At 48.2% G+C, this 14,627-nt stretch carries 9 protein-coding genes and 1 pseudogene; 3 read left to right on the forward strand and 7 right to left on the reverse strand.

All coding sequences use genetic code 11. The features are described 5' to 3' along the window. The 7 genes and pseudogenes from VN105_RS13530 to VN105_RS13560 all read right to left on the reverse strand — a co-directional run. Positions 1–224: pseudogene (locus VN105_RS13530) on the reverse strand (hypothetical protein); the annotation flags it as partial. A 133-nt stretch (positions 225–357) separates the two neighbouring features. Next, complete coding sequence (locus tag VN105_RS13535; protein WP_325641719.1) at positions 358–549, reverse strand: pinensin family lanthipeptide; 192 nt, start codon at positions 547–549, stop codon at positions 358–360. A gap of 116 nt (positions 550–665) precedes the next feature. Beyond that, positions 666–2,618, reverse strand: a complete 1,953-nt coding sequence (locus tag VN105_RS13540; protein ID WP_325641721.1) for an outer membrane beta-barrel family protein — start codon at positions 2,616–2,618, stop codon at positions 666–668. 195 nt (positions 2,619–2,813) lie between these two features. Continuing rightward, positions 2,814–4,619: a lanthionine synthetase LanC family protein gene (locus tag VN105_RS13545; RefSeq protein ID WP_325641723.1), complete on the reverse strand. Its 1,806-nt coding sequence runs from the start codon at positions 4,617–4,619 to the stop codon at positions 2,814–2,816. After that, positions 4,585–5,409 (reverse strand): thiopeptide-type bacteriocin biosynthesis protein, encoded by an 825-nt coding sequence (locus VN105_RS13550; RefSeq protein WP_325641725.1) that lies wholly within the window; start codon positions 5,407–5,409, stop codon positions 4,585–4,587. Before VN105_RS13550 ends, VN105_RS13545 begins: the two co-directional genes overlap by 35 nt. Then, the gene (locus VN105_RS13555) at positions 5,406–7,964 is read right to left on the reverse strand and encodes a lantibiotic dehydratase (RefSeq protein ID WP_325641727.1); all 2,559 of its coding nucleotides are present in this window, start codon (positions 7,962–7,964) and stop codon (positions 5,406–5,408) included. Before VN105_RS13555 ends, VN105_RS13550 begins: the two co-directional genes overlap by 4 nt. Before the next feature lie 2 nt (positions 7,965–7,966). Then, positions 7,967–10,156: a peptidase domain-containing ABC transporter gene (locus VN105_RS13560; RefSeq protein ID WP_325641729.1), complete on the reverse strand. Its 2,190-nt coding sequence runs from the start codon at positions 10,154–10,156 to the stop codon at positions 7,967–7,969. Positions 10,157–10,269: 113 nt separating this feature from the next. Here VN105_RS13560 and VN105_RS13565 point away from each other — a divergent pair, with 113 nt between their 5' ends. The 3 genes from VN105_RS13565 to VN105_RS13575 all read left to right on the forward strand — a co-directional run. Beyond that, positions 10,270–11,655, forward strand: a complete 1,386-nt coding sequence (locus VN105_RS13565) for a DUF3526 domain-containing protein (protein ID WP_325641731.1) — start codon at positions 10,270–10,272, stop codon at positions 11,653–11,655. A gap of 3 nt (positions 11,656–11,658) precedes the next feature. After that, on the forward strand, positions 11,659–13,101 hold the full coding sequence (locus VN105_RS13570) for a DUF3526 domain-containing protein (protein WP_325641733.1): 1,443 nt from the start codon (positions 11,659–11,661) through the stop codon (positions 13,099–13,101). Beyond that, positions 13,098–14,627: TonB-dependent siderophore receptor (locus tag VN105_RS13575; protein ID WP_325641735.1), on the forward strand; the 1,530-nt coding region annotated here is incomplete at its 3' end. The genes VN105_RS13570 and VN105_RS13575, both read left to right, overlap by 4 nt.

A 14,627-nucleotide genomic window follows, 5' to 3' on the forward strand; every position in this document is an offset into this window, starting at 1 on the left:
ATCAATACTATAACAAGAAGGGAAAGCACGTGCCCGGGGTTGAATCCCCCATGCTTTGAGAGCCCCAGTGCGGCGAGTGCTGTAACTAATGTTCCGTAAAAGTAAATCCTTCCCGGCAGATGTGCCAGGTTGATCTTTCCCGACTGGAAAAAGGATATTAATCCAGCAACGATAGCTATAATACCTATAGCGGTATGAAAAATGCCTAAAGATGATAATCCCATAATTCTATATTTTAAACAAATATAGAGGCAAAGTGAGCAGGCATTTTTTCACTTAAGTTAATTATCCGGCCTTCGGGGCATAAAAAAACACCAGGTATCTTAATGGAGATACCTGGCGCTGTCTATAAAATGCTTAACATACTACCGTTGTACACTTGGCATGTGGTATGTCATCGGTGTCAGTAGGCTGTGTATGGGTTGGATGTTCCAGGCTACCAAGACCGCCGGCAATGCGCTGTGCCATTTCACTGTCAATGCTGGTTACGAAGCTTTCTAATTGTAAGTCCTCCAGTGTCAGCTGGAGATTTGCAGATTTGTTGTTCATGAAATAGGATTTAATAAATGATGCCTACTGTTGAAAGGGTTTCGGCTTTTCCCTCGTTGCAACTAAAGTAAAGATATATTATTGCAACTATGTTGCAAAATTATACCGGGTCTTTTTTAGTCATTTTTTTTGGAAGATGATTTGATGTCATCATTGCGGATTTCAACACGGTTATTGCTGATGGCTTCACGCAGCCTGCTGAGCCGGTAAGAGAAGCTGATACCGATGCTCCTGTAGTTCCGTTGCTGCACGGTAGTTTGACTGAGCGCAGGCATTTCCAGGGAAGTGCGTATATACCTGTATTGCTGCCAGGGATTACTAAGCGAAAAACTGATGGTGCCATTCTTTTTAAATATCTCCCTGCTGATCCTTGTTACCAGTATGGTATAAGCATTGGTGGTACCCTGCAATGATATAGTGCCTGTTGCGGTGTAAGAAGAAGCGCTGATCCGCCAGCTGTTACCGGCCAGGAAATTAACATTTATAAACCCGCTGGCCGTAAAACCATGATTGGCATAGGCATCCGGTCCTGCGCCGGAGCGCACATCCGTATAGCCATCGTCTGTGCTGATAGTGAAACGCCACCGCTTACCCAGGCTATAATTGCAGCCGGCATTGATATGTGCTATACGTTGTTGACCGATATTCTGATAGGTTAACACGGTGTTGCTGTCGGTGAGCGATAGCACTTGCTCAATGCCATTAACGGTGGAAGTATAACTGCCGGTGATATAATAACTGAATTGCCGCCCGCCGGAAAAAGTAAGCTCCGTTTCATGCTGAATGGAAGGCCGTAATAAAGCGTTGCCCGTTGTTACTACCTGCGGGTTGGCCTTGTCAGTAAAAGGACTGAGCTGGTTCACCGCAGGGCGTGTGATCCGCTGCGTATAGCCTGCTTTGATGCTGTTGCCGTTAGCGAAGGTATGTTGCAGGGAGATGCCGGGTATCCAGTTCAGGTAATGGCGGCTACCGGTATTATCGATCCTGATATCGCTGTATTCTGTGCGTAATCCGCCGCTGAACTGTAACCAGCCGGTATTGTTGCGAACAGACAGGTAAGCGCCGTATACATGCTGGCCAAAACCGAATGACGGCGTTAATCCTGCGATGTCGGAAGACCGATAATCAGCTGCACCATTGCGCAGTATGGCCTTTACGCCGGTTTCAAGTTCCAATGCCCGCAGCGGCAGCAGTAAATCGGCCTGCATAGTGTGCTCATAAAGCCTGTTATTGTTTTCCTGGAATAGTGCCTGCCTGTTTTTACCGGTGATCAACATATCGTTGATCACTTGCTGGGGCGCCGTGTGTAACCGGTATCCAATGGATAACAGCTGTGATTTATGACGCTTGAAACCTTTATCGTAAGAAAAGGTATAATCAACGGAGTTACCGGATAGCGTGTTGTTATTGACGTATTCATAATCATTTTCAGGAATATTGGTACTGTTCTGCTGCTGGTATTTGTAATGATCCTTGCTCCGGTAGGCGGTAACGGATGCCGCAAAATGATTCAGCGAATCCGCTTCATACAAGGCCTCCAGTACAGCAGTGCCAAATGTGCTGCGATAGCTGGTGCTGCCATCCTGCTGCAGCTGTAACGCAGCAGTTTGCTGGTACATGCCGGCAGTATTGGTGCGTGCTATATCCTGGTAAAGGTAAGCGCTGGCTTTGAACTGCCATTTACTAAATCGTGTAGTGAGCGAAAGATTTTCATTGAACCCGTTAACCAGGTTATAGCCTGCTCCTGTGGCTAAACTATAGCCATCGTTGCGCTGTTTTACCGTAACGATGTTGATAATGCTGCCAAATCCTTCTGCATCGTACTTTGCAGGGGGAATGGTAATAATTTCAATGCGGGCTACCTTTAAAGCGGGCATTACACGCAGTACATCCCTTGGATTAGCTGCTGTAACCGCAGAAGGTTTACCGTCAATGAATACACGAAAATCTCCCCGGCCTTTTACGCGTATGTTATTATCGCCATCAACCGTTATCAACGGTACTTTGGTAAGCATTTCCGTTACAGACTCCGTAAGGTGCGCGGGGTCTGATTGCACATCATATACCAAACGGTCGGGTGCTTGTTTTATTAAAGGCTTGTTGATTTTGATTTCAACACCTTTCAGCTGTTTTATTGTTGATGAATCATTTTGAGCGGTGGCCTGAAAAGCAAATCCGCAGCAGGTTAACAGTAAAAATGAAAAAGTTGGTTTCCGGAAGAACATGTGTGAGTCTGATTATAAGATGATGGATGAAGTTTGTTGTTATTCCGGGCATATCACTATCCACCCGGCATTGATCATTTTTGGGAGCAACTGCTGATAGGTCGCTGTAAAGCCTTCCGGCGGTTGTATAAGGGAATGAATCCCTTCCAGTAGTTCATGGCTGCTCTTTTCCTGTTGCAGCAACGCCAGCAGAACGGCGGGCAATTTTTCCATTACCCGTTCATGAATGCCCTCTGGTGTCATTTCCAGCAGTACATGATTTTGCATATGATAGTGCAGTTTCACTTCATCGCTGATCCTGAGCATTGTAGTGGCGGTTATGTTTTCCGGTACTACGGCATGCTGGCTGCGGTAAGTATTTTTTTTGTAGTAACAGAGGTATCCTTTATGCTGCTGCCATAATTCCAGGGCTGCGCATTCCAATGGAAAAATAGCGGCGCTGGTACGGGTATGGAGGTGCTTTGCCAGGAATGCCATAAAATGCTCCATAGAAAATACGGTATCATAGTACGGCAGGTGGGGGATAGCAGCTATTGTACGCGGAAAGTATTTGCCGAGTACCCGCATGCAGATCATATTTACAGGGTACCGGTCTTCTTTTACGTTTTTATTTACGGGCAATACCGGGAGCAGTATATTGTTATTATGCTCTGAAAGCAGCATGTATCCTACACCGGCGCGACCAGAAAATAGTCCCGCGTCTTCCCGGTTTGCGGGGGTAAACGTGTTGAAGGAGCCGCTGGTATTATACAGCGCTGCCGCGCCGGTTGTTATTTGATCCACAGCTGCCTGTATTTCCGCTGATAGATGAGGATAATGCCTGGCATATTCCTCCAATACTATGGCTATGCCGGCATAGCCGCTGCAAAGTGTATAGTCTTCGCGTGCGGTCCGGATATCCTGCAGGCAGCGCTGTATGCAGTGATGGAGGATTTCTTCAAAGGCCATATCGCCGGTGATGGCGGCATAGCGCAGGTAGGTGATAGCAATGCCTGCCGGGCCATGCGCCCATGAATTAACGGGCTTCATGCCTTCCCTGAAAATATCGAAGCACCAGGTATGGGCGCCCGGCAGGTTATAGCGTTGCCGGCCAATACGAAGGTCGGGCCAACCGGCCTGCGATGCATCATAATACTGCAGCTCATAATCAAGCCCCGCTTTGGCCAGTGCATATAAGCCGGTGTAACCGAAATAACGGCCGGTTTCCAGTAAGGCATAGGCAATGCCTGCCGCGCCATGCGAGAAACCTGTTAGGCTGTCGTACGCCATTTTACGATGATCCCATTTTACACCCTGTGCGCTAACCCTGGCATCGTCAATAATGCGTTGCAAAAGCTGGTGAATACTGCCCAGCAACGTGGCGCTTTTATGGTAATGGTACAGGTGTGTAAGTACCAGCAGGTTACCGGCCGCACCGCTCAGGAGATCCATCTCCGGCACCTTCAGTATACCTGGCATATGTTGGGAAGCCAGCAGCACAGCGGTATCCAGGAAATGTTGCTCCCCTGTTGTTTCATAAAAGATGATAGCCAGATAGATAATACCTGATATGCCTGTATAAAAACAATAAAAAGCCGGCGGCGTAGTTTGGCAGCAATGAGAGATATGTGCAAATGCCCGGGTAGCCAGCAACAGGTCTTCTTTCCGTTCACGGGTGCGGTACAAACACAGGAAGAAATAACAGATGCCGGCATCCCCGTTGAATAAAGTAATAAAATCTTTTTTCAGGAATGCCCGGGTATCTTTATCAAAAAAACTATTCTCCCAAAACGGGTATCCCTGTTTGTCATATTTAGCCAGGGCTATCAGCTCAGTGCTCAATGTTTGCAGTAATTGTTCTTTCATGTTCGTGAATATGTTGGATACATGCCTTGCAGCAATACATGATATATGCTTCCTCCTGGTTATCGATGCCCAGCCGGTTGTGGGTCATGTGCATCATACCTGTAAGGGCAACCGCCAGTTGTTCATCTGAAAAGCCGGCGTGGAGGTAATGATGGGTAATGTTGCGCAGCTTTGCTGTAATACCGGCATCATTGCGCCAATCCAGGTATTGCCGGTATATGGCCGGCAGCAGCATCGCCTTTTGGGATAAGAGTAACCGTTCAAAGGCAGCTATAATAAGCTCTTTATGTTCCGGAGATTTGAATATGCGTATCCAGTCGTCAATAAAATAGTTGCACAGCGCCAGCTGTTGTGCGGTACTGAACCCTCCCAGTGTAAGTAAGGCCATGTGCTGGCAGATGGCAAATACGGGCGCCTGTGGTTTTTTATGGATCAGCCATTGCATTGTTTGGAAGGACGACAGGTGAAAATAATTCTCCGCCCATACTATACTGGCTTCGTTGCCATAACGGGCTGTTTCCGGGATATATTCCTGCTGCCGGCAGTGCACGGCAAAAGGCAGCAGCGCAGCCTGTGTATGCCGTTGGAGCAGCGCTGTCAGCAAGGCATGGTACCGGGTATGCATGCGTAGCCTGATATGGTTGCCGCCTTGGGGGTATCTTATAAAAAAATAAGGTGTGCGGGCTTCCATCAGGTGGAGATACGCGTCCAGGAAGGGTCCTACACAACCGGTAAGCAATTCATCGAGGCTGCCGCGGTAATAAAGGTGTACACATAGCCAGCTGATCATGAGGATGAATATTTATACCATTGGATGAGATATTCTTTTGCCTGGTGTTCAGGTACAGGTAATACTTCTTCCAGCCACAGGTCATCGCCGGCCCTGCTTAGCAGTTTAAGCAGCAGCAGTATCAGCACCGGCTGATGAAAGGAAATGTACTGAGGTTTATAATCATCTGCCAGCCCGCCTTTTTTTCCACCAGATGTTTTAATCCCTCTTTTCCTGAGAAATACAAATACGGCATCAGGCAGTCCCTGTGCATCTTTCCATTGATTGAGCCTGATATAATAAGCGGCGGGGTTTTCGCCCGGCAGCTGTAAGGGGATTGCCTTTACGGCTACCTGCCAGGTTTTCCGGCGTATCACCAGCGTGTGGTTATACGTGATGCGTGGCCAGCAGTATACAGCGTTGTTGAGCCGCGGGTGGCAGCTGCCGTATAAGCCATCTGTTAGCTGGATGAAATGTTGCAGCGATGGCCGGCTGTCTGCATTAAAGTGTGCCAGCAGTTGGTACAGGTGACTCCTGTTGCTGAAGGTTTCCAGGTTAAGGTCGAAGGCGTATATCTCCCGGTTTTCATATAACAGCGTTAGTTGTCCTTCTTTATAGGCTACATTCACTTTTGTAACCGGTACCTGTTTTGAGGCAGGGTACATATTATATCCGCCGGGTAATTGCAGTTCATGATGCAGCAACGGGGGATGATGATTGGCGTTAAAGGCCGAGGCATCATTAAGTTCCATCATCAGGTGGGAAGGATATAACCGTTCGTTAAACTGCCTGAGCTGAGAAGTAATGTTTTCATCAAACATATAAAGAAACCTCCCAGGAACCTTACCCATACCAGGGAGTGACGCATTAAGCACTCCATAGTATGCCCCGTTTTCCCGGTACAGCTGCAGAAACATTCCCCTGGAAAGGGCTTTTTCATTATTGGCACAGGCCGGGAAGCAACGTGCATCCAGGTTAATTGTTGCCGGTGGCGCGACCATATGCGGCAATAACAATGCTTCCATTTGCTGCTTCCACGCTTCATCTGTTGAAGATGTTGGTAGGGCGGATGATAGTGTTTTATACTGGTAATAGTCATGATAAAATGTGAGTACCGGTACCTGGTCTGCAGGCAGGTACCGGGAAAGAAAGAACTGCAGCAGTTGTTCCCGCACTGGCTTCATGATATCCATCGGCGTTAGCAATTGCAGTAGTTCATCGGCCTGTTTTGTAAGCTGATGGAAAACGGGAGCGGGCAATACTTCCTGTTCACTATGATGGCCATCTTCATAAAAAAGCTCATTATCCCGGAATGTATGCCGGGTAAATTGCAGTAACCTGAAAGTGGCGCCTGCAGCGGGTGTGGTGGTGTCGGGTAAATCGGCTGCTTCCTGTAGTTGCTGTAAGCGGGAGTTAACCAATGCGGCGGTGGTGCTTAACAGTTGCCTGCGTTGTTGTGCACCGGCATTTGCATAGGAATGCCTGCCATGCTCCAGGGTGGTAAGCAGCTCGCATAAACCGGTATGACTGTTGCCCGTTCCTTTAAAGTAGGTGAATGCCTGATGCGCCCAATCTTCTTCTATACCTGTTATGGGTAACTCATACCTGATAAGACCGGTAGCGGCCAGCTTCAGCAGGTAACGCCGGAGGTCTTCCCGCAATGCATCCGGGATAACGGTCACAAGATGGTTTATAAGTGTACGGGTGGTAACAGGACCGGTTTGCAATACCTTCAGAATTTCTGCAATAACGGCATTGGCCTGTAATTGTTGAAACGATTCTACATTAAAATAATTAACAAGGAACCGTATCGTGTGCTCCTGTTGGGAAATGGTGATATTTGGCGCCAGTAATAAGTGCTCACTGATGGAAGGATGATGTGGCAAGATGCCCATCAGGTACACAAATAGCGAGTTGTTCACCCGGATATGGCTACCTCCTTTATGAAGCGGCGCGGGTGTATTTTCAAAGACGCCCGTGCCGGTAGTAGTAAAAGTACTGAATGGGGAGGTTTTATAACTCATCCGGGTTATATAGCGCAACAGGCTGAATGTAATTTTGTGATCGCTTTGTTTATGCGCTGCCGGTTCCTTTTTTATGTATGCAGGTAGTTGATCAAACAAAACGGGAGAGGAGAGCAATATGCCTCTCATTACCGGTTCGGTAACTGATAACTTTTGTAACAGCTTTATGCTTTGGTACAGGTGAGTGGTGTAGGTTTCGCAAACGCGTTGCAACCATTTCGCATGGCTGGTTTGCAGCTGGAGATATACCGATAGTTTATCTGCCAGTAATTTATCTTTTACTTTTTCTGTTACTGCCGTGTTGATCTCTTTACTATTATAAATTTGTCTTTTAAGGCAGATGAGTTGCTGCCGGAATTTATCGTCTTGCTCCTGCTGAACGGCATCAAACAACAGATCGCACAGCAATTGTTTTTCCAGCTGCAGCTGTTGTGAAAATGTTTTTTCTTCCTGTAGCCATTGATGGGTAAGGTTCAGCCGCCAGGACGCCGTTTGTTGTACAGAAAGCCCGCTGTGGCGTATCAACGCGTAAGGGAACAGGTGAATCTTCATGATTATACTTTAGCGATTTCCAATTGATTTTTGATAAGATGAAAATATTTGCCTTGTTGGGCTACCAGGCTTTCATGCGTACCGGTTTCTGCGATCTCTCCCTGGTGCATTACTATAATCTGGTCTGCATTTTTAACGGTGCTTAGCCTGTGGGCCACCACCACTACAGTTTTCCCTTTGAAAAATGCTTCCAGGTTCTGGACAATATGTTTTTCATTGCTGGCATCCAGGGCGTTGGTGGCTTCATCCAGGAAAATATAGGAGGGGTTGCGGTAAATCATCCTGGCAATCAGTAATCTTTGCTGCTGGCCGGAACTGAGGCCATAGCCGTCTTTCCCTATCACCGTATCATAGCCATAGGGAAGAGACGTGATAAAATGATGCAGCTGCGCCATGCGTGCGGCGTCCTGCATTTTTGAAGTATCTGTATCGCCGGCGCCTGTGCAGATGTTGGCGGCAATAGTGTCGCTGAAAATATAGCCATCCTGTAAAACGCCGCCGCAGCGCTGCCGCCAGCTGTTGGCATGGATGTGGGCCAAATCGTTTTCCCCTATATAGATTTCACCGGACACGGGCTGGTAAAATTTCAGCAGCAGTTTGATGAGTGTACTTTTACCACTGCCGCTCATGCCCACTATGGCAGTTACTTTCCCCGCCGGCAGCTGAAGGGATATGTTTTTCAACACCATCGCGCTACCCGGTTGCCCGTAACGGAAGCATAGGGATGTAAGGTGAATGTCTGAAGGAGCGCTATTGACAGGGGTTTCAGGCAGGTGAAAATCTTCCGCAGGTTCTTCAAAAATTTCATTCATTCTTTGCAGGCTGAAGCGGGTATATTGGGAGATTCGTATAAACTCTATCAGCTGTGCAACAGGCGCATTCAGCTGCCCGCATATATAGGTTACCGCCAGCATAGCGCCCAGCGTGAGCTGTGCTTTAATAACCAGCGATGCCGTGATAAAGATGATGAGGATATTTTTTACTTCGTTGATGAAGGTGGCGGAGCCTTGCATGCGCTGGTCCATTTGCAGGTGCCGCAGTTTCAGCTGGTAGGCTTTTTCCTGGAGCGCCTGCAGCTGTTCTTTTTTCTGGTGGCCGCTGCCGGTGAGTTTTATTTCCTGCATGGCCTGGAATATTTCCAGCTGCAGTTGTTGTATAGCGGATAATACGCGGAATTTTTCCTGGTCGATCAGTTTTCTCTTTTGCCGGAAGGCGAAAGACCAGGAGATGGTAATGCCAGCGCCGGCAAAGAAGAGCAGGAATATCTGCCAGTTGTACCACAACAGCATCATGCCCAGTATAGTGCCTGTAAGCGCCGCCATCACAATGCTTACCAGGTTGCCTGTCAGAAATTCCTCGATGCGCTGGTTATCGGTAATGCGTTGCATATTATCGCCCGTTTGCCGGTTATCAAAGAATGAAAACGGCAACCTGATAAGTTTGTCGAGGTAATGATACAATAACCGTATACCGGTGCCGGCGCCAATGGTAAACAACCATTTAGCGCGGAGGTACTCCATCACCAGTTTTCCTGTAAATAACATCAGTTGCCCCAGGCATATCAACACCAGGATGGAGCCGCTTTGCTGCACAATAGCCTTGTCGGCCACCTGTTGGGTAAGTACAGGCAGCATCACCGTAAAGCCTGTTGCTGCAATAATGCTGAGCAGCAACGGGGCAATCTTTTTTCTATATGCGGTAAAATATTTCAACAGGGAATACAGGGATACTTCCTCATCCTGGTCATTTTCCAGCTGCTGTAATTGCTCTGTAGGCGTCAGGAAAAGTGCGTTCCCGCGTTCGCCGGCATTATCTGTGATCCATTGCTGGTAAAGCCCGGAGAGCGGTATATGCACAATGTTGCTCAGCGCAGGATCGGCAATAATGGCACTATTCTTTTTTATGGCTACCAGTACTACATAATGCGCTTTGTTCCAATGCAGGATGCAGGGAAGAGGGGCTTTATGCAGCAGTGTTGCCGGCAATGTAACTGCCAGCGATCTGAAACCTGTATGCGTGGCGGCTGCCTGCAGGCCGGCCAGGGTAGTGCCCTGGCGCCCGATATAACATATCCTCCTGAAATACGCCATGGATTTGGTTTTGCCGTAGTGTGCCGCCATCATTTTCATGCATGTGGGACCGCAATCCATCGCATCCGCCTGTTGATAATGTTTAAATTTTTTCCGGGTCATCGATAGTGTATAAATATATTTCGGAAGAATTATTTGCAACAATGTTGCTAATTTCAATAAAAAATGCAACTTTGTGTCAAATATTTATCTCTTTTTTTTAAAAAAACCGGCAGATGCGATTTAGAATGCTTGTCTGGAAAGACTTTCAGCACCTGCTCCGGCTACGTGTGCTTGCATGGGCGTGCGGTATCACCTGGCTTTTGATGCTAACAGCCGGATGGCTGTCGTGGTATCAGTACCGGCAGGCAGTAACCGTGAGGAAGGATGCCAATCATATATTTCGTCAGCAATGGGAACAGCAGCAGCGCAACCCTCATGCAGCAGCGCATTTTGGTACCTATGTTTTTAAACCGGTAACACCGGGATCCTTTTTTGACCAGGGGTTAAATGATTACAGCGGTACCACCTTCCGTATTGAAGCGCATTTACTGCATGAAGTAAGCTTTATTAATGCGGATGCGCAGGATGCAGGAGGCAGGATAGGTAAACTCAGCCTGGCCATGATACTACAGGTGATAGTGCCGTTACTGGTTATAGTAATGGCTGCACCTACGGTAACGGCTGAACGGCAAGGGGGTACATTCAGGCTGTTATTGCTACAAGGTATACCACCCGGCACATTGCTGTGGGCAAAGACCACGGCTATTTACCTGGCGGTAACAGGAATGGTGCTGCCCTGCTGGCTGTTTTTACTGGCTGCAGGCGCCACGCTGCAACTGTTGCCGGTGGTAGCAGTGAGCATAGCAGTGTACCAGCTATACTATCTTTTTATTGTGCTTACCGGTATCTGCATTTCTTCTTACAGCAACACTACTGCCACCGCCTATGGAATAATGCTGGCCGGCTGGCTCATAGCAGTGATGCTGATGCCCCGCATGGCAGCTACCCGCATAGGGGATACCGTGCCGGTACTCAGAAGGGGTATATTCGAAGACAGTGTAAAACAGGGTTACCTGAAAGGGCTTGGTAATGATGGTCCCTATTATGTGCGTGCTCAAAAACTGACCGACAAAACCCTGCAGCAATACGGTGTAAGTTCAGTGGATAAGCTGCCGTTTAATATGGAAGGGCTCAGTTTCCAGGAAGGGGAGGTATATAAACAAAGGGTATATAATTATTTCTATCAGCCGGTAAAGGAGGCATTCAGCAGGCAGCAGTACCAGCTGGATATGGTTTCCGGGCTGAATCCCTATATGATCGTTCGCCGCATTTCCAGGATGCTGGCAGGCACCAGTATCGAGTATCATGATGCATTTCGTACCCAGGCAATGGCTTATCGTACTGCATTTATCCGTACGCTTAACATGGCGCTGACACAACACCCTGATATAGCAGGTCGCCGGTTTTTCCGTGATATGCCGCCCTTTGAAATGACGCCACCGGATAAGCAGCAGTTGCGGAGCACTTTGCAAAACGCGATGCTGGCCTTATCCTTATGGACGCTGCTGGCAGCGCTCCTGTTATGCTTCACAGCATCCTCTAAACGTTTACATCTCTGATCCATGCTTGTATTTTTTTCTGTGCTGCAATATGAATGGCGAAGTATCCTGCGCGCACCGCTCACTTTAATATTATTGCTGCTGTTATTGCTGGCTGTGGCCTATGCGGGTTGGTGTGGCAATCATATTGTGCGCGAACGGGAAACAGCGGTTGCGGATATTTTGCATGCGCACCGGCAACAGCTGAAGGAGTTACATCAGCGCTTTCATGCGGACACTACTACGGTGGAAGGAAAACAACTGGCCGCACAGGCGGGATTGCCGCAGGTGGTGGAGTTTCGCTGCCCGCCGGTGGCTACGCTGCCACCGCTCAGGATGGCGGCCCTGGCGGTGGGGCAACTGGAAGAATGGCCTGCAGCCATCGTTATTTCTACTAAGTACGACCGGCTTGCTGAAACAGACGTTCCTTTTACCAACCCTGCTTTATTGGCCGCCGGCAATTTTGACCTGGCCTTTATACTGGTTTATATCTTCCCACTGATACTTATTATAGTTACACATAACAGCTATGCGCTGGAGCATGAACGGCAAACCTTCCGCTTACTGGCATTGCAGTGCGGTAACAGCTGGAGAGTGGTACTAAGCCGCATCGTGGTGCGGTTTGGCATGGTATGGCTGCTGGCGGTTATAACAGGTATTTTATGTTACCTGCTGATCAATACATATGCGGGCATAGGCCTAGAAGATCTCCTGCTGTGGTGTTATGTTACAACCTTGTATTTAGGCTGCTGGCTGTGTTTTTGTATGCTGGTCATCGCCCTGAAAAAATCTGCTTCCATCAGCCTGCTGCTACTGCTTGCGGCCTGGTGTTTACTGGCTATCATCATACCCTCTGTGGTAAGTAGCGTGGCAGCTGTGAAAGCGCCCCTGCCGCTGCCTGCCGCCCTGGCTTCCGAACAACGCGAATGCCAGGAAGATACCTGGAATATGCCCGTGCAGCCGTTGCTGGACAGTTTTTATTATGCACATCCCGAATACGCGGCTACCAGGCAACCTGCTGATACGGCCGCTTATGGCAACAAAAGATTTGTGGCTTATTATGATTTGCTCAACAGGCGTATGGAACGCATCAGTGTTTCCTACCAGCAGCGGCTCCTGGTACATAATAACCTGCAACAACAGTTGTCGGTTTTTAACCCGGTAACACGCGCCCAACAATTGTTCAGTGCAGCAGCTGCTACCAACGCCGCCGCCGATGCGCATTACCGGCAGGAAGTGCGGCTGTTCAGGGAGCAATGGATGCGTTTTATGAATAGTTACCTGCTGTACAACCGCATAATGCCTGAAAGTGCATTACAACAGTTACCCGTTTTTGAACATCAGCCTGTTCCGGGAAAATCATCCGCTGTCATAAACGCAGGAATACCGCTGATAGTGATGCTGCTGCTGGCAGGCATTCCCGGCATCCTGTTATCGTCTGATAAAAAAACTAATCTATACAAATGAATAAACAATTACTTTTCCTTGGTTTTATATTGTGCACACATGCTGCATGGTCCCAACAGGCGGATAGCCCCATACGGAGGAACTTACAGACCATTGATGTATGGTCGCAGCGGAACAGTGTTATTAAAAAGGACAGTCTACCGCCATCATTAAAATTACGTCAGCAAACACTGGAGATACCACAAAACATTATCAGTGTATCCGCTGCATTGCTGCAACAACAGGGCGGCCTGGAGTTAAAAGATGCGGCCCGCAATGCCAGCGGGGTATACTTTGGCTATAACAGTTCTCCTTTTGATCATTCTGCTTCCATCCAGATCAGGGGATTTGCGGCCTACTCGCTCATTAATGGTATGCCCCGGCATGCTAATTACGGAGCCGTACTGGACGACCAGGCATTGTTTGAGTCGATTGATTTTATTAAAGGCCCCGCAGGTTTTGTGAACTCGCTGGGGGAGGCCAGCGGCACCATTAACATCAATACAAAAACGCCCGGCAGCCGGCTGTTAAATATTGAAGCTACCGGCGGCAGCTTCGGCCTGGCGCGGATAGCGGTGGATGCCGGCAGCAATGTAAAGGCAAAAGGTTTTTCCTACCGGTTTAATGCGGCTTACCAGCACCAGGATTCGTACCTGGACCTGTTGCAGACTAATAAGTATGTGGTGGCGCCGGTGTTGCAGTACAATTTCAGTGAGCGTACTTTTATCCAGGGAGAATACGATTATATCCGTGGTGAATCGTTGAACGGATCTGATATCACCAAACTCCGTTCGAAAGAAGATGCGTTGCATGACCGCATTGGTATAAATCTTAATGCAGCTACCGGGCTGCCGAAAACTTTTTACCAAACGCAAACCATGCGCTTATTGTTTTCCCACCAGTTTAATGATAACTGGAGAATTATTTCACAGTCGCAGTACACACTGGCGCCCTACAAAACATGGAGCCTGCTTTCTTCCGAAACCTACACCGGTGTGAGTTTTGACAACCAGGGACAAACAGCGCGCCTGGCCAGCAATACAGCCAACGGTGGAAAAACCTTTGCCTCGCAGGTATATGTGAACGGCAGGTTTAAAACAGGTAGTATAGTGCATGATATTATTATCGGGGGAGATATAACCTCCTCCCGTGACACCCTGCATACGGGTTTTGGTTTGTATACTTTTCCATTGTACCGCGATAAGCTGAACTATGGTGTAGCTGCAGACAGTGTGGCTATCCTGAACCCGGCTATGGGCAGTGCCTTTAAGAATAACCTTACCTATGAAACGGCTTATTTCTACGATCATATCCGTTTGGCGCGTAAGTGGCTGCTGGCAGTGGGGCTTCGCTATACCTGGTACAATAATAAAACCATTCAACAGGCAAGTCCGGCTTTAAAACCGAAGGAGAACCTTTACTCGCAGAATGCATTATCGCCAAGAGCGGCGCTTACTTTCCTGGTGGATTCATCTACCTCTTTATACGCATTGTATGACCAGTCTTTTTTACCACAAAGCGGCCTAAAGGCCGGCGGCCAGATTGAG

The organism is Chitinophaga sp., from assembly GCF_035564935.1.
GTDB lineage: Bacteria > Bacteroidota > Bacteroidia > Chitinophagales > Chitinophagaceae > Chitinophaga.

Bases quoted from the DNA above. Each gene is read 5' to 3' on its own strand.
- VN105_RS13560 (WP_325641729.1), bottom strand. From the start codon at position 10,156: ATGACCCGGAAAAAATTTAAACATTATCAACAGGCGGATGCGATGGAT.
- VN105_RS13535 (WP_325641719.1), bottom strand. From the start codon at position 549: ATGAACAACAAATCTGCAAATCTCCAGCTGACACTGGAGGACTTACAA.
- VN105_RS13545 (WP_325641723.1), bottom strand. From the start codon at position 4,619: ATGAAAGAACAATTACTGCAAACATTGAGCACTGAGCTGATAGCCCTG.
- VN105_RS13570 (WP_325641733.1), top strand. From the start codon at position 11,659: ATGCTTGTATTTTTTTCTGTGCTGCAATATGAATGGCGAAGTATCCTG.
- VN105_RS13555 (WP_325641727.1), bottom strand. From the start codon at position 7,964: ATGAAGATTCACCTGTTCCCTTACGCGTTGATACGCCACAGCGGGCTT.
- VN105_RS13565 (WP_325641731.1), top strand. From the start codon at position 10,270: ATGCGATTTAGAATGCTTGTCTGGAAAGACTTTCAGCACCTGCTCCGG.
- VN105_RS13550 (WP_325641725.1), bottom strand. From the start codon at position 5,409: ATGATCAGCTGGCTATGTGTACACCTTTATTACCGCGGCAGCCTCGAT.